Below are 23,053 nucleotides of genomic sequence, written 5' to 3' on the forward strand. Positions count from 1 at the left end.
GGACGGACAGGACGTCCGGCTGTCCTTGCGATGTCCGGCCAAAACCATGCGGAATCCGGCCATGCCGGACGACGATGAAGCTGTGTCCTCGTGGGAGTGGCGGCGCTCGGTGACGTTGTCGGCTGTCTTGGTCGAATTGGCACGCGACCACGGTCTGCCACTCGGGGAATGCTTGCGCGACACCGGGATCGAGCCCGCACAGCTCACCACGCCTGGCATGGAGGTCACCGCCGGGCAGGAGCTGGCACTGATCGACAACATCGTGACCCGGCTCGACGACCGCCCCGGCCTCGGACTGGAAGCCGGAATGCGCACGCACGTCACGACTTACGGTGCGCTCGGGCTGGCACTCCTCAGCAGCCCGACGGTGCGGTCCGCGGTGGACCTGCTGATGCGCTACATCCGGATGACCACGACCTTCGCCCGCACCCGGCACGTCTACCAAGACGACACGCTGCTGCTCTACGCCGACGACCGCGACGTGCCGCCCCGGCTGCGCGGCTTCCTGCTGGAGCGGGATGTGGCGGTGCTGCTGACGAATTGGACGGCCGTGTACCACGCGCCCGCGCCGATTCTGAGCGGACAGGTCGCCTGGGGCCTGCGTCCCCGACTGCAACCGATTCTCGATCGGTACGGACTCACGGCCACCGATGGCCCTGGCCCGCACCTGGTCGTCTTCGACACCGCGGGCTTCGACGACCCACTGCCGCAAGCCAGCCCGCTCACGGCGGCGCTGTTCGAGGAGCAGTGCGCGCACCTGCTGCGACGGCGTGGGCTGGCCAAGGGCATCGCCGGATCGGTGCGGGAGGTGCTGCTGCACCGGCTGGGAGGGCGCGTCTCCCAGGAGGACGTGGCGGCCGCGCTGCACATGAGTCTGCGCACCATGCGCCGCCGCCTGGCCGAGGAGGGCACCTCGTATCGCAGCCTGTGCAGCGAGACGTACGGCAACATGGCCGAGGAGCTGTTGTCCACCGGCCTGACCGTCGAGGACGTCGCCTACCGCATGGGATATTCGGGCGCGCCGAGCTTCTCCAACGCGTTCAAACAGTGGCGCGGCGTCTCACCCGGCCGGTTCGCCCGCGCCGCCGTGGAAAGGCACGGCCGACCCGTCTGACGCGAAAACCGGTGGCCGAGCCGCGCACGGCCCGCGTACCTTCGACCCTCGTAATTCTCGACGGGGGAGGAAGAATATGGAGGCGACGGTCACGGTGACCCCGGACCAGCTGCCGGAGTTGCTGCTGCACGTCGCACTGGTGCGGCCGGTGTTCCTCTGGGGCGCACCGGGTATCGGCAAGAGCTCGCTCGTGCGCTCGTTCGCCGAATCGCTCGGGCTGGAGTGCGTCACGCTGCTCGGCACCCAGCTCGCGCCGGAGGACCTGATCGGGGTGCCGCAGATCGTCGGCGACCGCAGCCGATTCGCGCCGCCGGAGCTGATCGCAAGGCCGACCCCGTACTGCCTGTTCCTGGACGAGTTGAACGCGGCGGCGCCGGAGGTGCAGAAGTCGTTCTACTCGCTGATCCTGGACCGCCGCATCGGCGGCTACGAACTGCCCGCCGGTTCGGTGGTGATCGGCGCGGGCAACCGCGCCATCGACAACGCGCTGGCCCGTCCGATGGCCTCGGCGCTGGTCAACCGCATGGTGCACCTGCACCTGCGGGCCGACGTGGACGACTGGCTGAAGTGGGCCGCGCACAACGACATTCATCCCTGGGTGGTGCGCTACGTGACCCAGCGCCCCGATCACCTGTGGTCGGCGGCGCCGAAGACCGAGGCGCCCTTCTCCACCCCGCGCGGCTGGCACATGCTCTCCGACGCACTGCACTCCTGCGGCGACGATCTCGACGACACGCTGCTCGAGGTGCTCGCGGCGGGCACGCTGACTCCCGCGCACGCCTCGGGGTTCCGCGCCTTCGTCAAGACCATCCGGCACGCCTACGATCTGGACGCCGTGATCAAGGGCGAGGCCGACTGGCCGCGCGATCCCGGCGACCGCGATCTGCTGTATTTCCTCTCCGAGACCTTCCGCGCGCGGCTGATCAAGGAACTGCCCGGCTCCCGCAAGCACGTCTCGGCCGCGACGCACCGATTCGTGTTGCGAGCCAAGGCGATGCTCGTCGAGCTGTCCGAGATCTCGGTCGAATGCGCGCAATTGGTGATCGCGTCGGACGCGGACGGTGTGTCGGTGCTGCCCTCCTGGTTCCTGGTCGAGGTGACCCGCGACCTGCCGCGCCTGGCCGCGCGGCGGTAGCGGTGGGCGCCGCGCGCGGGAAGCGCCGCGCGACCGTCGATCCCTGGCGCCAGGCGGTGCTGGACGGCTGGGGTATGGTCCGTGCGCATCGTGCCTTCGGGCATCTGCCGGGCAGGCTCTACGAGCTCGACCCGCGCCGGACGCCGCAGGAGGTGTGGGCGCGCATCGCGGGCGCGGGCGTCGGCTACCACCCGAAGCGTCGCGCCGAAGCCGCCGAGTGGGCATGGGTTTTCGCGCACTGCCTGCTGCACGCCGGGTTCGGACACCTGGACCCGCGCCGGGCGGACCCCGCCGACATCGTCACCGACATCGATCTGTCCGAGAGCTGGTCGATCGACGCGGCCGAACCGCACCCCGCCTATCGCGCCGCCTGCTGCGCCGTCGTCGACCAGTATCTGACCACGATGAAGATCGGTCGTCGGCCGACCGAATTCTCCGCCGCGCCGAGCATTTCCGACGAATACGCGACGGCCGCCCGCTGGCGCTACACCGCCGTTCCCGCCGAGTACCGGCGCGACGACCCGCCGGACTTCCTGATCAGCGGCGCCGCCGCGGCCGAGCGCGCCGACGACCCGGCACGTTTCGCCGCGGGTATCGCCGCCGCCGCGCGCGACGCGTTGACCGTCGCGGGCGGCGACTCGACACCCGAGGGCCGTAGGCCGCAGCGAACCTGGGACGCGGCGCTGAGCTGGTTCGTCTCCTCCTACCCGCTGCTCGGCGCGCTGGCGGCCGGGATGACGCTCGTCGCGGACGCGGGTCTGGCGCGCGGGTGGGACATCGCCATCGCCGCGGTCAACGCCGAGGCGGCGGAGATCTACGTCAACCCGCTGGCCGGGCTGACGCAGGAGGAGTGGCGCTTCGTGCTCGCGCACGAAATGCTGCACGCCGCACTGCGACACGGTGAACGCACCGCTTGGCGGGACCTTTACCTGTTCAACATCGCGTGCGACTACGTGGTGAACGGCTGGCTGGTGGAGCTCGGAGTCGGGGTCATGCCTGAGGGCTTGCTCTACGACCCCGCGCTGAAAGGCTGTTCGGCGGAGGAGGTGTACGACCGCATCGCGACGGATCTGCGGCGGTTGCGCAAGCTGGCCACGTTGCGCGGGCGCGGCCGCGGCGACGTGCTCGGCGAACCGCTGCCGCACTCCGGCGGCGCGGGACGCTACGTCGACCTGGACGACTACTACCGCAACGCGCTGACCACCGGCCTGGCGTATCACCTGAACAGCGGGCGCGGCTACCTCCCCGCCGCGCTGGAAGAGGCGATTCGCGCCATGGACCAGCCGCCGCTGCCCTGGGACGCGCAGCTGGCGCACTGGTTCGACGAGCACGTCCCCGCGGTCGACAAGCGCCGCAGCTACGCCCGCGCCTCCCGCAGGCAGGCGGTGACGCCCGACATCCCGCGCCCGGCGTGGGTGCGTCCGGAGGAGAGCACGCGGCTGCCGACCTTCGGCGTCGTTCTCGACACCTCGGGATCGATGGACGCGGCGCTGCTCGGAAAAGGTCTGGGCGCCATCGCTTCCTACGCTCTGGCCAGGGACGTGCCGCGCGCGAGGGTGGTGTACTGCGACGCTGCGGCCTACGACGCGGGCTATCTGCCGGTCGAGGAGATCGCGCGCGGCGTGCGGGTGCGCGGCCGCGGCGGCACCGTCTTGCAGCCCGGGATTCGGCTGCTCGAACGCGCCGACGACTTTCCCGCCGATGGACCGATTCTGATCATCACCGACGGTGCCTGCGATGTGCTGCGAGTGCGCCGCGAGCACGCCTACCTGGTGCCCGCGGGTGCGTCGCTGCCGTTTCGGCCGAATGGTCCGGTCTTCCGGATGCGCTGAGCCGGGATGTCCGGCGACCGCGTCGGGAGTCCTCGCTCGGAGAAACGAGAAAGGGCACCCTAACCCGACGTGGGATGCGAGCATGGAAGGGCAGTCTCACGATCGCCGCGGCGAAAGGTGGTGGGGTGTGGCCGAGTTCGTGCAGGAGTACGCCGCGTTGCGGTGGTCGGTGGTGGCGGCGTTCCTGGTGACGTCCGCGATCGTGACGCTACGACTGGCGAGACCCGTTCGCGGGCACGTGAACTCGGAATCGGATGCCGCGCACCTGGTCATGTGCCTGATCATGCTGGTGATGCTGATCTTTCCTGCCGAGGCGAGTCCGCACGCGGTGCGCGGAGTCCTGATCGCCATGACCGTCGCGTTCGGTGCGTTGCTGGTGAGCCGGATCGTGGAATGGCGCGCGGCGCGCGGCGCGGTGACGGCCGGACAGACTTTCGCGATCGGATACCACGCGCTCGCCGCCGCGGCCATGCTCTACGCGATGTCCGGGCATTCGGCCGCCGATCACGCGGGCCCGCCGCCCTTCGCGGCCTATGCGCTCGCCGCGCTCTTCATCGCCGACGCGCTCGCGGTGCTGTGCCTGCGCGGCGGCGGTTGGCACCGGCTGGCGCATCCGGTCGGCGCGGTCGGGTCGGCGGCCGTCGTGCCGCACGTGGTGATGGATTTCGGGATGGCGTACATGCTCGTCGCCGCCGTAGTCGGGTGAAACCGGGAATCAGACCTCGACGACGGTGTCGGCCACGACGCGTCCGCCGAGGCGCACCCAGCCGTCGGAGTCCCACTCGGTGAACAACTGCGAGCCCTGGCCCTGCGTGATGATCAGGCTGCGGCGCAGCAGCGCCGTGAGCGCGACCGCTGCCGCGCCGGTGGCCTCGTCTTCTTCGATGCCCATGGTGGGGGCGAACATTCGCGAGCGCACCGTGGCACGGTGCTCCTCGGTCCAGCACCACAGGTAGTGCGGTCCGCCGGGGAAATCCTCGGGCCGCACCGTGGCCAGCTCGTCGAGGCTGTCGAGCTGATGGAAGGTGAAGTCCGGCGCCCACTCGCCGCGCGCCTTGATCCAGGTCAGACCGTCGGCCAGCTCGACGGGCACCGGTCCGGCTGGCATGTCGAGCACCCGCACGGGGATGCCCTGTTCGGCGAACCACCACGCGGTGCCGACCGAGGGATGTCCGGCGAACGGGAGTTCGACGGCCGGGGTGTAGATCCGCATGCGGGCGATCTCGTCGACCGGGTCCTCGACGACGACGGTCTCGCTGTACCCGGCCCGCGCCGCGAGAGCCTGCGCGTCGGCCTCACCGACGTCCTTCGCGCGGGCGATGCCCAGCGGATTGCCGAGGCGTCCGGTCGCATCCGTGAATACGCGCACCACCTCGACCCGCGTGCCCATGGCTTCCGGCTCATCCTGTGTGCCCATGCACGCGAGCCTACCGGCTCGCACCGGTGGCTACCGGCGAGCAAACGTAATGCTCGTCACTCTCTCGGAGGGGCGGACGAGGGGGAAAATGCCGAAAGCCCCGTCCGGTCGAAGACGGGGCTTTCGGGTCGTCTCTGGCGTCAGACCGACGCGGCGGCGAGCGTCTCGGTGGACTGCACGGCCTGGCCGACGCCGGCCACGATGGCGGCGGCGCGCAGCGACTCGAAGATCACCTCGCGGGAGACACCGGCCTCGCGCAGAGTGTGCTCGTGCGCCTCCAGGCAGTGGGCGCAGCCGTTGATCGAGGAGACCGCGAAGGACCACAGCTCGAAATCGGCCTTGTCGACGCCGGGGGCGCCGATGATCTGCATGCGCAGACCGGCCCGCAGGTCGTCGTAGCGGCCGCCGAGGAACGCCTTGCCCCGGTAGAACACGTTGTTCATGCCCATGATCGAGGCGGCGCCGAGCGCGGCGTTGTACGCCTCCGCCGTCAGGATGTCGGCGGCTTCCTCGGCGATCTCGCGCAGCGTGGTCGCCGACCGGGTCGCGGCCGCCGACGCGAGCAGGGTGCCCCACAGTTGCTGTTCGTTCAGCACGGTGGTGCGCGCGATCGATGACAAGTTGAGCTTGAGGTCCTTGGCGTACTCGGGAAGGGAGTTCTTCAGGTTCTCAATGCTCATTCGACGTTTCCTCTGTGTGTATCGGGCCCGCGGGCGCGGGGATGTTCTCGAAGACGCTCCCCGCCGGAGCGGGGAGCGGGATCTGTTCGGGGAGTGGGCGTTCCGGATCAGACGCTGGCGGTGAGGAGCTCACCGGCGTTGATGGTCGGGTCGCCCTTCTTCCAGTTGCAGGCGCACAGCTCGTCGGACTGCAGCGCGTCGAGCACGCGCAGCACCTCGTCGACGTTGCGGCCGACGGAACCCGCGGTGACCGAGACGAACTGGACCTCGTTGTTCGGGTCGACGATGAAGGTGGCGCGGTCGGCGACACCGTCGGCGTTGAGCACGCCGGTGGCGGTGACCAGTTCACGCTTGAGGTCCGACAGCATCGGGAACGGGAGGGTCTTCAGATCCTCGTGCTGCGCGCGCCACTGGAAGTGTACGAACTCGTTGTCCACCGAGACGCCGAGCACCTGCGCGTCGCGGTCGGCGAACTCCTCGTTCAGCTTGCCGAACGCGGCGATCTCGGTCGGGCAGACGAAGGTGAAGTCCTTCGGCCAGAAGAAGACGATCCGCCACTTGCCCGCGTGATCGTCGCTGGTGACCTGGGTGAAGTAGTCGTCAGGCTGCTGAGCGTCGACCTTCGACAGATCACCGCCGATGACCGCGGTGAGGTTGTATGCCGGGAACTGGTCGCCGATGGTCAGCAGGGCCATGCTTTGTCTCCTCGTCCTTCATGGGGTTTTTGGGCGTGCGAAGTTCTTCTGTGATCTTGCACAAAGGGCAGTGAAAGGTAAAGGTGATCAGTCGCACTACACTGATAGGTGTGACTGATCAGACTTATCAGCCGACACTTTCGCAGCTGCGTGCGTTCGTGGCGATCGCGGAATACCGGCATTTCGGCACCGCGGCCGCCCGGCTCAATGTGAGCCAGCCCACGTTATCGCAAGCATTGGCCGCGCTCGAAAACGGACTGGGACTCCAGCTGATCGAGCGCAGCACGCGCCGGGTTCTGGTGACCGCGGCCGGAATGCGGTTGCTGCCGCAGGCGATGGCGACGCTGGAAGCCGCCGACCGCTTCGTCGCCTCGGCCACCGGCGACGGGCTCGGCGGCACACTGCGGATGGGAATCATCCCGACCGTCGCGCCCTACGTGCTGCCCGCTCTGCTGCCCGAGCTGCGCAAGCGGCTGCCCGCGCTGGTGCCGCAGGTCGTCGAGGACCAGACCGCGCGTTTGCTGGAGGGGTTGCGCACCGGCGTGCTCGACGTCGCGCTGCTCGCGCTGCCCACCGAGAACTCGGGGCTGGTGGAGATTCCGCTCTACACCGAGGAATTCGTGCTGGTGACCCCGCGCGGGCACGCGCTCGCGGGCCGCAAGGACATCGAGCCCGCGGTGCTCGGCACGCTGCCGCTGCTGCTGCTCGACGAGGGCCACTGCCTGCGCGACCAGACCCTCGACCTGTGCCGCTCGGTCGACGTCCACCCGGGCGCGGTCGGCGACACCCGTGCCGCCTCGCTGGCCACGGTCGTCCAGTGCGTGGCGGGCGGACTCGGCGTCACGCTCATCCCGGAAATGGCCGTCGCCGCCGAAACCGCAAGGGGCACGCTGGAAACCGCCCGCTTCGCCGATCCGGCCCCCGGCCGCACCATCGGCCTCGCCTTCCGCGCCTCCAGCGCCCGCAGCGACGACTACGAATACCTCGCCGCCATCATCCGCGCACACCGGCCGATGTGAGGCATCCGGCCGCGCGGGAGCTTCCTGTGGCATTGACCGCGGGGGCGGGGGCTGGGACGCTCGGCTGGTGCGGATTCACCACCTGAACTGCGGGTCGATGGCGATGGGCATGGTCGACCATTGCCTGTTGATCGAGACCGACACCGGGCTCGTCCTTGTCGATACCGGATACGGCCTGGAGTGCGTGCGTGATCCGGGCCGGATGATGGGGCCAGCGCGGTTCTCGCTGGGCGCCAAACTGCTCGAACGGGAGACGGCGGTCCGGCAGGTCCAAGCGCTCGGGTACGACCCGGCCGATGTCCGCGACATCGTGCTCACCCATCTGGATCTCGACCACGCGGGCGGGCTTGCCGATTTTCCGGACGCGACCGTGCATGTGCACGGTCCGGAACTGCGCGCGGCGAACTCGTCGAAGGGGCTGTTCGACCGGCTGCGCTACCGACCGGCGCAATGGGCGCACCGGCCGAAGTGGCTGACCAACGAGATCGACGGCGGTGCGGAATGGTTCGGCTTCAACGCGGTCCGCGATCTGCCCGGCCTGCCCGCGGAGATTCTGATCGTCCCGCTGTACGGCCACACCGAGGGGCACGTGGGCGTTGCGGTCGACACCGGCGACGGCTGGCTGCTGCACGCGGGCGACGCGTTCTACGTGGGCAGCGAGATCGATCCTGTGCACCCGCGAACCCCGCTGATCTGGCAGGTGATGGAGTTGCGTTCGCTCGGCTCGAACGACTTCATGCGGAACCGCGAACGTCTCCTCGAACTCAACCGGGCGCACGGTGGGGAGATCACCGTGTTCTCGTCCCATGATCCGGACGCGTTCGCCCGCTTGGCGCGGTGAAGCCGACACCGGCGCGAAGGGGCACAGTGGTGACAAGCGCGGAGAGGAGTGGTGCGTGGACGTGATCGGCAACGGCCCCGGTGGACGCCTCGCGAGGGTGTCCACGGCGGAGCACGCGCTCTTCGTCTACGGCACCCTCCAGTTTCCCGAGGTGCTGCATCAGTTGATCGGACGCTGCCCCGATCTGTCGCCTGCCGACCTGGCCGGATGGCGGGCGGCCGCGCTGCCCGGTCGGCTGTATCCGGGCTTGGTTGCGGATGCGCGGGCGACGGTGCGCGGCGCGTTGCTTTCCGGCTTGAGCGCGGGGGAGTGGGCGGTGCTCGACGCCTTCGAGGACGACGAATACGACTTGCGCTCGGTGGATTTCGGCGACGTGGTGCACGCCGATCCTGGCGTTCGCTCGTCGCGCCACCGCCCGGAAGGTCCCGACCTCACGGCGCGTGCTCGCTACGCACCCGGCGCGGTGTGGACCTACGTGTGGACCGCCGATGTCACACCGCGTGACTGGCGCGCGGAGGAATTCGCCGCCGAACATCTGAGCGCGTTCGCCACCCGCTGCGCGGGCTGGCGGCAGACGCTCGACCCCCGTTGCAATTCCTAGACGACCGGTCGTATAGTTCGTCGCATGGCACGACCGCGACGCAGTGACGACACTCGCCAGCTCTTGGTGGAGGAAGGCGCCGCCGGTTTCCTGGCCAACGGCTACCACGGCACCGGCATCAAGCAGGTGCTCGACGCGGTCGGCGTGCCGAAGGGCTCGTTCTACAACTACTTCGACAGCAAGGAGAGCTTCGGGCAGGCGGTCATCGACTACCACTCCCGCTGCATCCAGCGCAACCTCGCCGAAGCGCTCGGACCCGCACCCGATCCGGTGACCGGTCTGCGGACGTTCTTCGCCAAGCAGATGGACGAGTTCGTCGAAACCGATTTCACCGGTGGGTGTTTGATCGCCAACCTTGGGGGCGAGCTGGAGGGCAGCGAGACGCTGCGCGAATCGCTGTCCGGGGCGTTCCGCGCCTGGCGCGACGGGGTCGCCAAGGCGCTGCTCGAGGCGCAGGAGCGTGATCTGGTGCGCGGCGACATCCCGGCCGAGGAACTCGCCGATCTGCTCATCGAGTCCTGGGAGGGGGCGGTGATCCGGATGAAGATCGACCGCTCGCTGGAACCGCTGCACAAGTGCCTGCGTCGCCTCCTGGACGACTACTTCCGACCCTGAATTCACGTGCCCGCCATAGGCGGGCCAATTCGTACCCATTCCAAGACGACCGGTCGTATCCAATCGGAAGGGAAACAACATGTCAGGCAAGACGGTCATCGTGACCGGATCCTCCAGCGGGATCGGCCGCGATATCGCCAGGGCACTGGTGGCCCGCGGCGACAACGTGGTGATCAACGGGCGCGACCCGGACAAGCTCGCCGCGGTCGCCGCCGAGCTCGGCGCGCCCGCCCGGGTGGCCGAGGTGGTCGGCGACATCGGCTCGGCCGCAACGGGTTCCGCGCTGGTCCGGACCGCGGTCGAGCGGTTCGGCCGGGTGGACGTCCTCGTGAACAACGCGGGCGTCTTCGGCGCGAAGCCGTTCGTCGACGTCACCGAGGCGGAATTGGACAGCTACCTGAACGGCAACCTGAAGGGCACTTACTTCACCACCCAGGCGGTGGTGCGCAGGCTGCGCGAACAGGGCGGTGGCGGCAGCATCGTGAACATCGGCACCGTCCTGATCGACCACGCGCTCGCCGGTCTGCCCGCCTCCGCGGCACTGGTCAGCAAGGGCGGCGTGCACGCGCTCACCACCAGCCTCGCGGCCGAACTCGCCGCCGACGGTATCCGGGTGAACCTCGTCGCGCCGGGCATCATCCGCACTCCGCTCTTCGGTGACGGCGACGAAAAGTCCTCGGGTCGTTTGGCTTTGCTCAACCGTATCGGCGAGGTCGCCGAAACCACCGCCGCCGTCCTGTATCTGGCGGACGCGGAATTCACCACCGGCCACATTCTCCCCGTCGACGGCGGGTTCATCTCCGGGAGGGCAGCGTAATGCCGTATGTCGACATCAAGGTCACCGACGAGGGCGTGACCGTCGAACAGAAGACTCGGCTCATCAAGGGCGTCACCGACCTGCTTCAGGACGTGCTCGGCAAGGATCCGGCGACCACCTTCGTGGTGATTCATGAAGTGCCGCTGACCGATTGGGGTGTCGGCGGGATGAACGTGGCCGACTGGCGCGCGCGAAATTCCTGAGCGCGGGCGCGCCCGGCGGACGCGATCGGTCTGGAACGTGGTTCCGGCCTTGCCGCCGGGCGTCGGCGTTTTCTGGTGGTTCGCCGCAGGTCGTCGCGGAGGAAAGTAGCCGCAGGACAAAGGATTCCGGTACCGTTTCCGGCACCGCGTTGCGTTCCGGAGAGTCTTCGCGATCTCTGAGTGTCAGTGCACGATCCAGCTCGACGGAGGGGAGCTGCGATGCCATCGCTTCTGGAAATCACCACTCATTTCTTTCTGCAGGTCGCCGTCATCCTGGTCACCTATCGCCTGCTCTGGCCGGTGTTCCGCCGGTTGGGGCAGGTGCAGGTGGTGGCCATCATGGTCGCCGGATTCGTTTTGGGGCCTTCGATTCTGGGTCTCGTCTGGCCCGAGGCCCAGGAATGGCTGTTCCCGACCACGCTCGCGGTGGGAGGCGCGAGCATCATGCACCCGAACCTGACCGCGATCTACGTCGTCGGCCAGCTCGGCCTCGTGCTGTACATGTTCCTGGTCGGCGCGTCGTTCAAGGTGGACATCCTGTCCTCGCACCTGCGCAAGGCGGGCGCGACCTCGACCGCGGGCGTTGCGGTGCCGCTGGTGCTGGGCGGTGCGCTCGGCTGGTGGATGGTCGGTAGCGGCGGGTATTTCACCGACAAGGTGGAGCATTGGCAGGGCGGGCTTTTCGTGGCCGCGGCCGTGGCCATCACGGCGTTTCCGATGCTGGCCTGGATCATCTACGACTCGGGTCTGCTGAACACCCGCCTGGGCACGATGTCGCTGGCGTGTGCCGCGGTGGACGACGCGTGCGCATGGATCCTGCTGGCAACCGTGGTCGCCACCACCAAGGACAGCATGAACGGCGCGTTCCTCGCCGTAGGCGGCGGACTTGCCTACCTGCTGTTCATGATGTTCGTCGCGCGGCGCTGGCTGGCCAAGCTCGAGACCTGGCAGCCCAAGCGCGGCGACACCGAACGGGCGGGCGGGCTGCCGATCGCGCAGCTGTCCATCGTGCTGCTGGTCGTGTTGCTCGCCAGCTGGTTCACCGACTGGTGCGGGATCTACTCGGTGTTCGGCGCGTTCGTGGCGGGGGCGGTGATGCCGCGCGGCCAGCTGCTCGACACCATCCGTGAGCGCTTCGAGCCGCTGGTGGCCTACCTTTTGCTGCCCGCGTTCTTCATCTACTCCGGTCTGAACACCGAACTCAGCCTGATCTTCGAACCGGAGGTCCTGCTGGTGACGGCGGTCGTGCTGATCGTCTCGTTCGCGGGCAAGTTCGGCGCCGTCGGACTCGCGGCGCGCTGGCAGGGCATGAGCAAGCGGGAGGCCGCGTCGATGGGCGCGCTGGCCAATGCCCGCGGCCTGATGGAGCTGATCCTGTTGAACATCGGCCTCGGGGCCGGGCTCATCACCGGTGAGCTGTACACGATCCTGGCGCTGATGACGATCATCACCACGTTCATGGCGACGCCGGTGCAGCGGATCTTCGAACGCAGCGCGTGGAAGGCCGGTCTGGTCTTCGGTCCGGACGGCGAACAGCCCAGGGCGGCGACAGGGAAGGAGCCGGGCGGCGAGCCGAAGCGATCCGGCGAACCGGCGCCGGTCGCGACATGAGCGGGCGCTAGGCCGACCAGCGCGGCCGCCGGGTCGATCGGCGCGGCCGCTGGGTCGATCGGTCGCGGGCGCGCATGAACCGCGCCGGACAGGTCTCCGCTCCCCGCGGGTCGCCAGAAAAGAGGAATCGCACCGGCGCCGAGGATGTCGAAACTCCTTGGCGCCGATGCGATTCGGCGATCCGGTCTGGAATCTATTCGGCCGCGCGCAGCGCGTGCGGTTCGATGGCGCCGCGCACCAGCGCGCGACCGTCGATGGTCTCCGCGCGGTAGGGCAGGGTGGCCAGGCGGTCGACCATGCCGGGCACCGGGTCCTCGATCGCGTCGACAAGGCCGAACAGGAACGACCACTCGTGCTCGTCGCTGCCGTAGTGCACGACCGTGCCGAACTGCTCGTGGAAGCGCTGCCAAGACCGCTTGAGGGTCTCGTTGCGCCACATGGTCGCGCAGCCCGCCTGCGCGCTGAGCACGCCGCCAGGCGCGAGCAGCGCTCGACATCGGGACAGGAACTCCGACTCGTAGAGACGGTTGTGCTGCGCGTCCTCGACCCGCTCGTCGGGCAGGTCGATCACGATCACGTCGTAGCGGGCGCCCGTCTGCTGGGCGTTCGCCAGGAAGTCCCAGCCGTCGGCGTAGTGCACCTTGATCGGGCCCTCGCCCGCGACCGCCGCGGCGAGCTCCTCGGTGGTGTAGCCGTAGGGCAGGTGCTCGGCGCACAGTTCGACCTCGAGCTGGTCGATGTCGACGTGGTCGACGTGGGTGGCGCCCGCGGCCACCGACATCTGGCTCGCGACGCCCTCGCCGGAACCGATGATCAGCACGCTGTCCAGCTTCTCGGCCAGCACGAAGGCCGGCACCATCATCGCCTCGTGGTAGGTCAGCTGGGAGAACTCGGTGGACTGGCGGTCGTCGTCGGAGAACAGGCTGATGCCCTGTTCGGTGCGCGCGATGACCATGTGCTGGAACGGAGTATTGGTGTCGACGATCACATCGTGCAGATCCCAGATCCGGGTCAGGCCCGCGCCGACCGGCTCCTCGATCTTCTGCGCGCCGTGGCCCCGCTGAATGACCTTCATGCGAACGTCTTTGGGAGACAGCTTGTCCCGCAACATCTCGACGGCCTTCGTCGCGCCGGCGCCGATGCTGCCGCAGGTGAAGACGTCGACGAAAATGTCGCCGGACTCCGGATAAGTGTGAATCGAGGCGTGGGACTCCGACAACAGCGCGAGGACGGTCACCCCCTGCGGATCGAACTTCTTGTGAACGACATCGCAGATGGTGACGCCCGCCGCGATCAGAGACTCACGCAACGCCGATTCGAGTCGTTCGAGATCGTCGCAGAGATCTGCGTCGACACCACCGAACTCGGCCAGCACATGCCAACCGGTGAATTCCGCCGTCATAGGCAAACTCACTCTCGCTCAGCGCCCGAGACATGAACGGTCAAGGGCGGAAAACCATTGAAGGACACCGACGAATAGCTCGCGGTATAGGCGCCGGTGTCGAGGATCGTGATGCGATCACCGGCTCGCAACGTGGTCGGCAGAAGGACCCGTGTGCGTTGATACAGTACATCGTCGCCGTCGCAGGTTGGACCGGCGACCACCGCCTCGTCGACGGGATCTCCGTCGCGTTCTGTGACGAACCGGTAGGCGATGTACTCGTTCTCGGTCTCGGCCATTCCGTTGTAGCGGCCGATGTCGAGATACACCCAGCGCCGTCCGTCCGGCGCGATGCGAACGCCGACGACCTCGGCGTGAATGGTGCCCGCGTTGCCGACCAGCGCGCGACCGGGTTCGACGACCAGTCCGGCGGTCTCGGGCAGGAATTCGGCGGCGGCGGCATTCACGACCGCGGCGATCTCGCCGAGCACGGGGGCTGCCTCGGCGTAGGAGATCGGCAGCCCGCCGCCGATGTTCACCGAGGTGATGTGAATGTCCTTGGCGGCCAACGCTTCCGCGATCTCACCGGCTTGCTGGATGCCGATCCGCCACGCCGCGGGATCCAGCTGCTGGGAGCCGACGTGGAAGTAGGGCCCGGCCACGACCAGCCCCAGATCGCGGGCGCGCACCAGCAGGCGCAGCGCCTCCGCGGGCGAGCAGCCGAACTTGGTGCCGAACGGCGTCTGCGAGGCGGGAGTGGCGGCCAGGAAGCGGCACTCGACCTCCGAGCCCGGGGCGTGCTCCACGATGCGCAGCAGGTCGTCCTCGGTGTCGAAGGCGTAGCGGCGCACCCCCTCGGCGTAGGCACGGGCGATGTCGGCGGCCTTCTTGATCGGGTTGCCGTAGCAGAGTTTCTCCGGCGCCACCCCGAGGCCGAGGCACAGCTCGATCTCGCCGATGCTCGCCACGTCGAATTCCGCGCCCTCGCCATCGAGCAGAGTGATCAACTCCGGCACCGGGCTCGCCTTCACCGCGAAGCGAATGCGGGCCTTGTCGTCGCCGCGGACGGCGACGGCGGCATCGAGCGCGCGGTAATTTTCGCGAACTCGCTCGGAGTGGATGACAAGGTACGGAGATTCGGGCATAGTTGATCTTTCGCGTGGGCAGCAGCGGAGAGAGTATCAGCGGCCCCTACCCAGATACGAATCCGTCGAAACCCGTATTCGCGCAGGGGCTGCCCGCCTACCCTTCGGACACCGTGACCTCGTCGAACACCACCTCGCCAGCCGCGTCGGACGCGGCGAGATCGACCACCGCCTCGATAGACCAGCCGTGGTCGCCCGCGGGGTCGTCGAGGACCTGGCGCACGTGCCAGAAGCCGGGTCGCTGCTCGATCTGGAACAGCTGGGGACCGCGCGCGTCGGGGCCGGTGCCGATGCGCGCGTACTCTTCGAAGTAGGGGGCCAGTTCGTTCGCCCAGTCGGGGCCGGTGCCGAGGTCGGCCAGATCGTCCCAGCGCCGCAGCGCGGCCAGTTCGACGCGGCGGAACATGGCGTTGCGCACCATCACGCGGAAGGCGCGCTCGTTGGCGGAGATCGGGCGGATGGTCTCCGCGCCGAAGGCCACCTGCTCGGCGTCCTTCTCCGCGCCCGGGCTGGTCAGCTGCTCCCATTCGTCGAGCAGGCTCGAATCCACTTGCCGGACAAGCTCGCCCAGCCACTCGGTGAGGTCGTCGAGGTCCTCGGTGCGCGCCGCGTCGGGCACGGTGCGGCGCAGCGCGCGGTAGGCGTCGGCAAGGTAGCGCAACACCACGCCCTCCGAGCGGGCCAGCTCGTAGTGCGAGATGAGCTCGGCGAAGGTCATCGAGCGCTCGATCATGTCGCGCACCACCGACTTGGGGGAGGGCGCGAACTCCGAGACCCATGGGTGTCCCGCGCGATAGGTCTCGTAGGCGGGTTCGATCAACTCGGCCAGCGGCTTGGGCCAGCTGACTTCCTCGAGCAGTTCCATGCGCTCGTCGTAGTCGATGCCGTCGGCCTTCATCTCCGCGACGGCCTCGCCGCGCGCCTTGTGCTGCTGGGCCATCAGCAGCTGGCGGGGGTCCTCCAGGGTCGACTCGATGAGCGAGACCACGTCGAGGGTGTAGCCGGGGGAGTCGCGGTCCAGCAGGTCCAGCGCGGCCAGCGCGAAGGGCGAAAGCGGTTGGTCGAGGGCGAAATCGCGTTGCAGGTCGACGGTGAGCCTGGCGTAGCGGCCGGTCGTGTCGGGTTCCGGCAGCTGCTGCACCACCCCGGCGTCGCGCAGCGCGCGGTAGAGGCGGATCGCGCGCAGGATGTGCTTGCGTTGCGCGGGCCGCGGCTCGTGGTTGTCCTCGAGCAGATGGCGCATGGCCTGAAAACAGTTGCCGGGCCGGGCGATCACGTTGAGCAGCATCGCGTTGGTGACGTTGAACCGCGACACCATCGGCTCCGGCTGGGCCGCCACCAAACGGTCGAAGGTCTCCTCGCTCCAGGAGACGAACCCCTCCGGAGGCTTGCGCCGCTGCACCTTGCGCTGCTTCTTGGGATCGTCGCCCGCCTTGGCGAGCAGCCTGGTGTTCTCGACTTCGTGCTCGGGCGCCTGCACCACCACGGTGCCCATGGTGTCGAAGCCCGCGCGCCCGGCGCGACCCGCGATCTGATGGAACTCGCGGGCCTTGAGCCTGCGGGTGCGCACGCCGTCGAACTTGGTCAGTCCGGTCAGTAGCACGGTGCGGATCGGGACGTTGATGCCGACGCCGAGCGTGTCGGTGCCGCACACCACCTTCAGCAGACCGTCCTGCGCCAGCCGTTCCACCAGTCGGCGGTATTTCGGCAGCATGCCCGCGTGGTGCACGCCGATGCCGTGCCGGATCAACCGGGACAGGGTCTTGCCGAAGCCCGCGGCGAAGCGGAAGTCGCCGATCGCCGCGGCGATGGCGTCCTTCTCCGCGCGGGTGGCGAAGTTCACGCTGGTCAGCGCCTGCGCCCGCTCCAGCGCCGCGGCCTGGGTGAAGTGCACCACGTAGACCGGGGCCTGGTGGGTGGTGACCAGTTCCTCCAACGTCTCGGTGATGGGCGTGCGCACATACGAAAAGCTCAGCGGCACCGGGCGTTCGGTGCCCGCGACGATGGCGGTGCCGCGGCCGGTGCGGCGCTCCAGGTCGCGGGCGAAGAAGTCGACCTCGCCCAGGGTCGCCGACATCAGCAGGAACTGCGCGCGCGGCAGCTCGAGCAGCGGCACCTGCCAGGCCCAGCCGCGGTCCGGGTCGGCGTAGAAGTGGAACTCGTCCATGACCACCTGGCCGACCTCGGCGTCCGCGCCCTCGCGCAGCGCCAGATTCGCCAGGATCTCGGCGGTGGCGCAGATGATCGGCGCGTCGGCGTTGACCGACGCGTCGCCGGTGACCATGCCCACCTTGTCGGCGCCGAACACCTCGCACAGCGCGAAGAACTTCTCGCTGACCAGGGCCTTGATCGGGGCGGTGTAGTAGGTGCGCTGCCCTCGGGTCAGCGCGAACAGATGTGCGCCGACCGCCACCAGCGACTTGCCGGAACCGGTTGGCGTGGCCAGGATGACGTGCGATCCGGACGCCAGCTCCAGCAGCGCCTCGTCCTGCGCGGGATACAGCGGCGTGCCCTGCTCGGCGGCCCACATGCCGAACGACTCGTAGAGCGCGTCGGCGTCGGTTCCTGGAATGTCGAGCAGTTCGGTCAGATCCACTCCGACCAGCTTAGGGCAGGCCTCGCCGAGGTCGTCACCGCGATCGGCGCGCCGCGTCAGGTGTTGTCGCCGTCGTAGCCACCCTGCTCGGCGAGGAAGCGCTCGAACTCGGCGCCCAGTTCGTCACCGCTGGGCAGCTCGCCGTCACCGGCGAGCAGGCTGGACTGGCGCTCCTGGGAGGTGACGAAGCTGTCGTACTGGCGCTCCAGCGCGTGCACCACCGTCTCGACCTCGGAGTTTCCCGAGATGTGCTCGTTGACCTGCTCGCGCACGCGCGCGGCCGCCTCGCCCAGCGCGGCGAGCGGCAGCTCCAGGCCCGCGTTCTCGGCGACGTTCTCCAACAGCGTCTGCGCGGCCTCCGGGTACGCCGTCTGGGCGAGATAGTGCGGCACGTGCACCGAGAAACCGACCGACTCGTGCCCGTGCTGGGCCATCCGGAACTCCAGCAGCGACGACGCGCTGCCGGGCACCTGCAATTCCCCCGGCCAGCGCTGGTGATCGGAGATCAGGTCGCGATCCGAGGAATGCGCGGTGACTCCCAGCGGGCGGGTGTGCGGAATCGCCATCGGAATCGCGCTCAGGCCGATGCTGCGGCGCACGCCGAGCTGTTCGGCGAGCAGCCGCACCGCGGTGGTGAACTTCTCCCAGCGCAGATCCGGTTCCAGACCGGAGAGCAACAGGAACGGGGTGCCCGCGGTGTCGCGCAGCGCCCACAGGTTCAGCTCGGGTTCGGCGTAATCGGCGAAATGATCGGTTTTGAACGTCATCAGCGGACGGCGGGAGCGGTAGTCCAGCAGTTCGTCGACGTCGAACGAGGCGACCAGTTCGCTTTCCAGGCTCTCGCGCAGGTGCGTCGTGGCCAGGCGGACTGCGTGCCCGGCGTCGGTAAAGCCCTCCAGCCCGTGTACGAGGACCGGACCCGCGCCGTCGGCGGACGACAACTGCGGAGCGGGGAACTCCAGCTCGTACATTCGCGACTCGTAGTCCATCGCGTCACTCCTTCCTGCGCGGTCCGCCGCGGCGGCCGATCGAGGGCAGCACCGCGGGGAACCCATGTCCATTGTCCCCCATGGCGATGACGCGCACCGCGCACGGTGCGGACACCGACCCATAGAACGAGCCAACAGCGCCCGAACGTCCGGCATTCCCGACCGGGTAGCTACCTGTATTCCCTCGTCGCGACCGGTGACACCGGTTACGGCGAAATCGGGTCGGATGCGCGCAAGTCGCGCGCGGAGGTCGGCGTGGCGCAGGAAACGCCGAACTCACGTTTGGCACAGTGAGCGGTGTGACTGTGCCGGATTCGAGGGGACGCACGCGGGCGCTCGGCGCCTGCGTTGTCGCCGTGTGCGCGCTGCTGCTCACCGGGTGCGGATCCACCGTCACCGGGCAGCCCGTCGCGGCGCGGCCGTCGACCGTGCGGCACATCGACGCCGCACTGACCACGCTGCTGCCCGAACCAGCGCAGTTCCCGGCGCGCTACCCCGCGGTGGTGCTGCCCCCGGAAGCGGCGGCCCAGGCGGCGGGGGACCTGAACGGCGTGTCCCGCGGCGCGACCGTGCGGCCGGACGGGTGCGCTCCCGCCGAACAGCAGTTCGGCCCCGACCACACCGCCATCGCGGTCGGCACCGACGAGGTCTCCCGCGCCACGCTCACCGTCGAGCTCACCCGGACCAGGCAGCCGCTGTCCACGCTGCGCGAACAGGTGCTTCGCTGCGGCGAGGTGCGGGTGGTGGCCAGGGCAGGGGCGACCACGACGGTGTCGACCGAGCTGGATCCGCCGCCGCCCCTCGACGCCGACGACACGCTGGCGCTGCGTCGCACCGTCGCCCCTGACGTCGGCGGCCCCGGGCTGACTCAGACCATGCGGACGTTCATCGGGCAGGTGGGCGATGTGCGAATCGCGGTGACCTACATGACATTCAGCGATGCGCCGCCCGACACCACGGCGCTGGACGAGCTGTTCACGGCGTCGGTGCGGAAGGTGCGCGAGGCGTAGGCGGTCCGCGGCCGAACGATCGAGAGCGGCCGTATACCCGCCCGGGCCGACAACCGGCGCCGCCGGGTAGGGCGGTCGCCGTGCTTCGTGCACAGGCTGCCGGTTGTCCACAGGGGAGCTGTTCGCGCAGGTCGGACGATCGGCGGCCGGAGGCGCGGTGCGCACGATGGCGGCATGACGACTTCAGCGAATCCGCCGCTCGGCGCGGGCGCCCGGCGCGGCGGCGAGGGCAGCGAACCCGTCGATCCGCCCGGCCGATACCCGGGCGACCCGACGCGTGCCGAGCATCCGCCGGGGCCGCACCGGCGGCCGCCGCGGCAGCGATTGTGTCTGCGGCCATCCACCGTCGGCTCGCGCACCCGCCAGACGGGCAACGACGACGATCCGGCGCCCAGCGCGGTGTTCGCGCAGCCGTCACCGCTGTACCGCGCCGGATACTCGGCAAAACCACTGCGGGTGGACGATCCCGGAGAACTGATCGCCGCGCTGCCCGCCATGGTGGGGTTCTATCCGCATCGCTCGCTCGTCGTCGCGGTGCTCGGCCCCGCGGAACCGGGCGCGAGCCACGGAATCGCCGCGGTGCTGCGGTTCGATCTCGAGCCGGTCGGCCCGCGCCGCGGCCTCGTCGGGTCGTTCGCGGACCTCATCGGGCAGATCTGCGCCGCCGAGCGTGCGACCGAGACGCTCGCGGTGGTCGTCGACGACCGGCTCGGCGGTCCGCTCGGCAAGGCGGGGCGCGGGCGGCGTGGTTCCCCGCCGGAGGCATTGATCGCCGCGCTCGCCAAGAGGCTCGGCGCCGACGGCATCCGGGTCGGCGGCGCGTGGGCGGTGCCAGCGATCGAGGAGGATCGACCGTGGTGGAGCCTGCTGGACGGGTCGGAACGCGGCACGGTGCCCGACCCGAGCGCGTCAACGGTGGCGCTGGCGCACGTGCTGGACGGACGGCCGATCCTCGGCTCTCGCTCGGAGCTCACCGAGCGCGTGGCCGAGGACGCGGCGCTGTGCGCGGAGGTCGGGGTCCAGCTCGACAGCGCTGTCGCGGTGGCCAGGGACCGGTTCGCCAGGGCGGTGCGGCACGACGACCTCACCGGCTATCGCAGGCGGGCGCTGGAACACGTGCTGTGGCAGGTCGCCAACATCGAATCCGGCGCCGTGCTCGCCGCGCCGGAGATCGCGGAAGTCGTTGCCGCTCTGCGTGATCGGGTGGTGCGTGACGCGATGTTCGCGCTGGCCGCCTCCGACCACGCGGCGGCCGCGGAACGGCTGTGGCTGACCCTCGTGCGCGGTCTGCCGTCCGGGCGGGACCGCGCCGAGGTCGCGGCCCTGCTCGGTTACAGCGCGTACTTCCGGGGCGACGGACCGTTCGCCGGCATCGCCCTGGAGGCGGCGCTGGAGGCCGACCCGGGCAACGCGATGGCGATTCTGCTGGAAACCTCGCTGCGCGCGGGCATGCGCCCGGAACAGCTGCGCAGGCTCGCCCGCAGCGGTTACGACGCCGCCGCGTGGCTGGGCGTCGACCTCGGACCTGTCGTCCGATGACGCGCGGAACCGGTGGTTCGATGAGGCGCGGTGCGGAGGGTCCGCCGCGGCTTCGGTGCGGTGTGCGGCTTCGGTTCGGGGCGATCCTATTTCGCGCTGTGCGCGCGCTCGCCCAGCGAGCGCAGGAACTCCCAGGCGTCGGCCACGATCTCGTCGAGATCGTTGTGCTCGGGCCGCCAGCCGAGTTCGTCGATCGCCCGTTCGCTGGAGGCGATCAGCGTGGCCGGGTCGCCGGGACGGCGCGGCGCGTCCTGCGCGGCGATGGGCAGACCCGTGACGCGTTCGCACGCCGAAATCACCTCGCGCACCGAGAATCCCGCGCCGCTGCCGAGGTTGTAGACGCGGTGCGCGCCTGCCTCGGCCGAGCGCAGGGCCAGCAGGTGGGCCTCGGCGAGATCGCGGATGTGGATGTAGTCGCGCACCGCGGTGCCGTCGGGAGTCGGCCAGTCGGTGCCGAAGACGGAGATGGCCTTGCGGTGGCCGAGCGCGACCTGCAGCACGAGCGGAATGAGATGCGTTTCGACCACGCGGTTCTCGCCGAGCCCGCCGTAGGCGCCCGCGACGTTGAAGTACCGCAGGCTGGTCGCGGCCAAGCCGTGCGCGATCGAGTAGGAGGTGATCGCGTGATCGATGGCGAGCTTCGACGCGCCGTAGGGGTTGGTCGGCCGGGTCGGCGCGTCCTCGGTGATCGGCACCTGCTCGGGTTCGCCGTACACCGCGGCGGTCGAGGAGAACACCAGGCGCGGTGTGTCCGTCAGCCGCATGGCCTCGAGCAGCTCCAGCGTCTTCACGACGTTGCCGTGCCAGTACTTCTCCGGCTGCTGTACCGATTCGCCGACCAGCGACTGCGCGGCGAAATGCAAGACGCCGTCGAAGGTTTCGCCGCGCAGCAGCGCGGGCGTGGCCTCGGCGACATCGCCCTCGACGAAGCGCGCACCGGTCGGGACGCCGTCGGCGTTACCGGTGGAGAGATCGTCGACGACGACCACTTCGTGGCCGTCTTCCAGCAGCACCTGCGCGCAGACGCCCCCGACGTATCCCGCGCCACCCGTGACCAGAAGTTTCACGGATCAGACCAGCTTCACCTGGACGGCGTGGGCCATTTCGTCCGACAGCTCGAAGCCGCGGTCGTGGCCGGGCACGCTGATGACCACAGAACCGGGCTTGGTCTCGACGGTCACGCGCGCGTCGGGCACCACGCCTGCCTCGCGCAGCTGGCCGATGACCTCCGGATCGGTCTGGATGTGCTCGGCGAGGCGGCGCACGACGACCGCGTGCGCCGGGCCGTGCGGCAGATCCGAGAGCCGGACAAGGGTCTCCTCGACTGCCACGGGCGCGGTGATGCCCAGTTCGTCGAGGCCGGGAATGGGGTTGCCGTACGGCGAGGTGGTGGGATGGTTGAGCACCTCGACCAGGCGTCGCTCGACGTCCTCGCTCATCACGTGCTCCCAGCGGCAGGCCTCGGCGTGCACGTTCTGCCAGTCCAGGCCGATGATGTCGACCAGAAGCCGTTCGGCGAGCCGGTGCTTGCGCATCACCGCGACGGCCATGCTGCGGCCCTTCTCGGTGAGCTCGAGATGGCGATCGCCCGCGACGAGCAGCAGCCCGTCGCGCTCCATGCGCGCGACCGTCTGGCTCACGGTCGGGCCGCTCTGCTCGAGGCGCTCGGCGATCCGGGCGCGCAGGGGCACCACGCCCTCCTCCTCGAGGTCGTAGATGGTACGGAGGTACATCTCCGTGGTGTCGACCAGATCCTTCACCTGTTACCCCTTCGTCGGCACGAATTCTACCCACGCACGGCGACAGCACCGTG

The 23,053-nt window shown here is 69.3% G+C and carries 22 protein-coding genes; 13 read left to right on the forward strand and 9 right to left on the reverse strand.

All coding sequences use genetic code 11. The features are described from left to right. Positions 1-61 precede the first annotated feature (61 nt). The 4 genes from NAM01S_RS04065 (at position 62) to NAM01S_RS04080 (ending at position 4,787) form a co-directional block, all read left to right on the forward strand. Positions 62-1,114: an AraC family transcriptional regulator gene (locus NAM01S_RS04065; RefSeq protein WP_067780043.1), complete on the forward strand. Its 1,053-nt coding sequence runs from the start codon at positions 62-64 to the stop codon at positions 1,112-1,114. Positions 1,115-1,190: 76 nt separating this feature from the next. Next, positions 1,191-2,249 carry an AAA family ATPase gene (locus NAM01S_RS04070; RefSeq protein WP_067779491.1) on the forward strand — a complete coding sequence of 353 codons (1,059 nt, stop codon included), beginning with the start codon at positions 1,191-1,193 and terminating at the stop codon, positions 2,247-2,249. A gap of 2 nt (positions 2,250-2,251) precedes the next feature. Further along, positions 2,252-4,081 carry a vWA domain-containing protein gene (locus NAM01S_RS04075; protein ID WP_067779494.1) on the forward strand — a complete coding sequence of 610 codons (1,830 nt, stop codon included), beginning with the start codon at positions 2,252-2,254 and terminating at the stop codon, positions 4,079-4,081. Positions 4,082-4,208: 127 nt separating this feature from the next. Next, positions 4,209-4,787: a DUF5134 domain-containing protein gene (locus tag NAM01S_RS04080; RefSeq protein WP_067779496.1), complete on the forward strand. Its 579-nt coding sequence runs from the start codon at positions 4,209-4,211 to the stop codon at positions 4,785-4,787. A gap of 9 nt (positions 4,788-4,796) precedes the next feature. On the opposite strand, the gene NAM01S_RS04085 is transcribed toward NAM01S_RS04080, so the two are convergent. The 3 genes from NAM01S_RS04085 to NAM01S_RS04095 all read right to left on the reverse strand — a co-directional run bounded on the left by NAM01S_RS04085 (position 4,797) and on the right by NAM01S_RS04095 (position 6,873). Further along, positions 4,797-5,471, reverse strand: coding sequence for a PhzF family phenazine biosynthesis protein (locus NAM01S_RS04085; protein WP_067780046.1), 675 nt, complete (start codon positions 5,469-5,471; stop codon positions 4,797-4,799). 167 nt (positions 5,472-5,638) lie between these two features. Then, positions 5,639-6,178, reverse strand: coding sequence for an alkylhydroperoxidase, AhpD family (gene ahpD, locus NAM01S_RS04090; protein WP_067779504.1), 540 nt, complete (start codon positions 6,176-6,178; stop codon positions 5,639-5,641). 107 nt (positions 6,179-6,285) lie between these two features. Further along, complete coding sequence (locus tag NAM01S_RS04095; protein WP_067779506.1) at positions 6,286-6,873, reverse strand: peroxiredoxin; 588 nt, start codon at positions 6,871-6,873, stop codon at positions 6,286-6,288. Between the two features lie 110 nt (positions 6,874-6,983). Here NAM01S_RS04095 and NAM01S_RS04100 point away from each other — a divergent pair, with 110 nt between their 5' ends. The 7 genes from NAM01S_RS04100 to NAM01S_RS04130 all read left to right on the forward strand — a co-directional run bounded on the left by NAM01S_RS04100 (position 6,984) and on the right by NAM01S_RS04130 (position 12,580). After that, complete coding sequence (locus NAM01S_RS04100) at positions 6,984-7,892, forward strand: hydrogen peroxide-inducible genes activator (RefSeq protein WP_067779508.1); 909 nt, start codon at positions 6,984-6,986, stop codon at positions 7,890-7,892. Positions 7,893-7,959: 67 nt separating this feature from the next. Further along, complete coding sequence (locus NAM01S_RS04105) at positions 7,960-8,733, forward strand: MBL fold metallo-hydrolase (protein ID WP_067779510.1); 774 nt, start codon at positions 7,960-7,962, stop codon at positions 8,731-8,733. A gap of 55 nt (positions 8,734-8,788) precedes the next feature. Next, complete coding sequence (locus NAM01S_RS04110; protein WP_218018334.1) at positions 8,789-9,334, forward strand: gamma-glutamylcyclotransferase family protein; 546 nt, start codon at positions 8,789-8,791, stop codon at positions 9,332-9,334. Between the two features lie 24 nt (positions 9,335-9,358). Further along, complete coding sequence (locus tag NAM01S_RS04115) at positions 9,359-9,949, forward strand: LmrA/YxaF family transcription factor (protein WP_067779514.1); 591 nt, start codon at positions 9,359-9,361, stop codon at positions 9,947-9,949. Between the two features lie 79 nt (positions 9,950-10,028). Further along, entirely contained in the window at positions 10,029-10,766 is a 738-nt protein-coding gene (locus NAM01S_RS04120; protein ID WP_067779517.1) for an SDR family NAD(P)-dependent oxidoreductase, read from the forward strand. Continuing rightward, the gene (locus NAM01S_RS04125) at positions 10,766-10,969 is read left to right on the forward strand and encodes a tautomerase family protein (RefSeq protein WP_067779520.1); all 204 of its coding nucleotides are present in this window, start codon (positions 10,766-10,768) and stop codon (positions 10,967-10,969) included. Before NAM01S_RS04120 ends, NAM01S_RS04125 begins: the two co-directional genes overlap by 1 nt. A 219-nt stretch (positions 10,970-11,188) precedes the next feature. Beyond that, on the forward strand, positions 11,189-12,580 hold the full coding sequence (locus NAM01S_RS04130) for a cation:proton antiporter (protein ID WP_067779523.1): 1,392 nt from the start codon (positions 11,189-11,191) through the stop codon (positions 12,578-12,580). 193 nt (positions 12,581-12,773) lie between these two features. Here NAM01S_RS04130 and speD read toward each other — a convergent pair whose 3' ends face one another. The 4 genes from speD to NAM01S_RS04150 form a co-directional block, all read right to left on the reverse strand. Then, the gene (gene speD, locus NAM01S_RS04135) at positions 12,774-13,982 is read right to left on the reverse strand and encodes an adenosylmethionine decarboxylase (RefSeq protein ID WP_067779526.1); all 1,209 of its coding nucleotides are present in this window, start codon (positions 13,980-13,982) and stop codon (positions 12,774-12,776) included. 8 nt (positions 13,983-13,990) lie between these two features. Beyond that, positions 13,991-15,106 (reverse strand): type III PLP-dependent enzyme, encoded by a 1,116-nt coding sequence (locus NAM01S_RS04140; RefSeq protein WP_067779528.1) that lies wholly within the window; start codon positions 15,104-15,106, stop codon positions 13,991-13,993. A 97-nt stretch (positions 15,107-15,203) separates the two neighbouring features. Continuing rightward, a complete protein-coding gene (locus tag NAM01S_RS04145) occupies positions 15,204-17,702 on the reverse strand; it encodes a DEAD/DEAH box helicase (protein ID WP_067779531.1) in 2,499 nt (832 codons plus the stop codon). A gap of 56 nt (positions 17,703-17,758) precedes the next feature. Then, positions 17,759-18,691, reverse strand: a complete 933-nt coding sequence (locus NAM01S_RS04150) for a PAC2 family protein (RefSeq protein WP_067779533.1) — start codon at positions 18,689-18,691, stop codon at positions 17,759-17,761. Between the two features lie 290 nt (positions 18,692-18,981). On the opposite strand from NAM01S_RS04150, the gene NAM01S_RS04155 reads away from it, so the two are divergent. Further along, positions 18,982-19,701, forward strand: a complete 720-nt coding sequence (locus NAM01S_RS04155; RefSeq protein WP_253798305.1) for a sensor domain-containing protein — start codon at positions 18,982-18,984, stop codon at positions 19,699-19,701. 174 nt (positions 19,702-19,875) lie between these two features. Beyond that, positions 19,876-21,240, forward strand: a complete 1,365-nt coding sequence (locus NAM01S_RS04160; protein ID WP_084482415.1) for a DUF4192 domain-containing protein — start codon at positions 19,876-19,878, stop codon at positions 21,238-21,240. Between the two features lie 86 nt (positions 21,241-21,326). On the opposite strand, the gene galE is transcribed toward NAM01S_RS04160, so the two are convergent. Beyond that, positions 21,327-22,307: a UDP-glucose 4-epimerase GalE gene (galE, locus tag NAM01S_RS04165; protein WP_067779535.1), complete on the reverse strand. Its 981-nt coding sequence runs from the start codon at positions 22,305-22,307 to the stop codon at positions 21,327-21,329. A gap of 3 nt (positions 22,308-22,310) precedes the next feature. Continuing rightward, complete coding sequence (locus tag NAM01S_RS04170) at positions 22,311-23,000, reverse strand: iron-dependent transcriptional repressor DtxR (RefSeq protein ID WP_067779537.1); 690 nt, start codon at positions 22,998-23,000, stop codon at positions 22,311-22,313. Positions 23,001-23,053 lie beyond the last annotated feature (53 nt).

Origin of the sequence: Nocardia amikacinitolerans NBRC 108937, from assembly GCF_001612615.1 — a bacterium.
Taxonomy (GTDB): Bacteria; Actinomycetota; Actinomycetes; order Mycobacteriales; family Mycobacteriaceae; genus Nocardia; species Nocardia amikacinitolerans.

Excerpts from the sequence above, each read along its gene's own strand:
- NAM01S_RS04065 (WP_067780043.1), top strand. The coding sequence starts at position 62 with ATGCCGGACGACGATGAAGCTGTGTCCTCGTGGGAGTGGCGGCGCTCG.
- NAM01S_RS04070 (WP_067779491.1), top strand. The coding sequence starts at position 1,191 with ATGGAGGCGACGGTCACGGTGACCCCGGACCAGCTGCCGGAGTTGCTG.
- NAM01S_RS04085 (WP_067780046.1), bottom strand. The coding sequence starts at position 5,471 with ATGGGCACGCGGGTCGAGGTGGTGCGCGTATTCACGGATGCGACCGGA.
- ahpD (WP_067779504.1), bottom strand. The coding sequence starts at position 6,178 with ATGAGCATTGAGAACCTGAAGAACTCCCTTCCCGAGTACGCCAAGGAC.
- NAM01S_RS04095 (WP_067779506.1), bottom strand. The coding sequence starts at position 6,873 with ATGGCCCTGCTGACCATCGGCGACCAGTTCCCGGCATACAACCTCACC.
- NAM01S_RS04115 (WP_067779514.1), top strand. The coding sequence starts at position 9,359 with ATGGCACGACCGCGACGCAGTGACGACACTCGCCAGCTCTTGGTGGAG.
- NAM01S_RS04120 (WP_067779517.1), top strand. The coding sequence starts at position 10,029 with ATGTCAGGCAAGACGGTCATCGTGACCGGATCCTCCAGCGGGATCGGC.
- NAM01S_RS04125 (WP_067779520.1), top strand. The coding sequence starts at position 10,766 with ATGCCGTATGTCGACATCAAGGTCACCGACGAGGGCGTGACCGTCGAA.
- NAM01S_RS04130 (WP_067779523.1), top strand. The coding sequence starts at position 11,189 with ATGCCATCGCTTCTGGAAATCACCACTCATTTCTTTCTGCAGGTCGCC.
- speD (WP_067779526.1), bottom strand. The coding sequence starts at position 13,982 with ATGACGGCGGAATTCACCGGTTGGCATGTGCTGGCCGAGTTCGGTGGT.
- NAM01S_RS04140 (WP_067779528.1), bottom strand. The coding sequence starts at position 15,106 with ATGCCCGAATCTCCGTACCTTGTCATCCACTCCGAGCGAGTTCGCGAA.
- NAM01S_RS04150 (WP_067779533.1), bottom strand. The coding sequence starts at position 18,691 with ATGGACTACGAGTCGCGAATGTACGAGCTGGAGTTCCCCGCTCCGCAG.
- NAM01S_RS04160 (WP_084482415.1), top strand. The coding sequence starts at position 19,876 with ATGACGACTTCAGCGAATCCGCCGCTCGGCGCGGGCGCCCGGCGCGGC.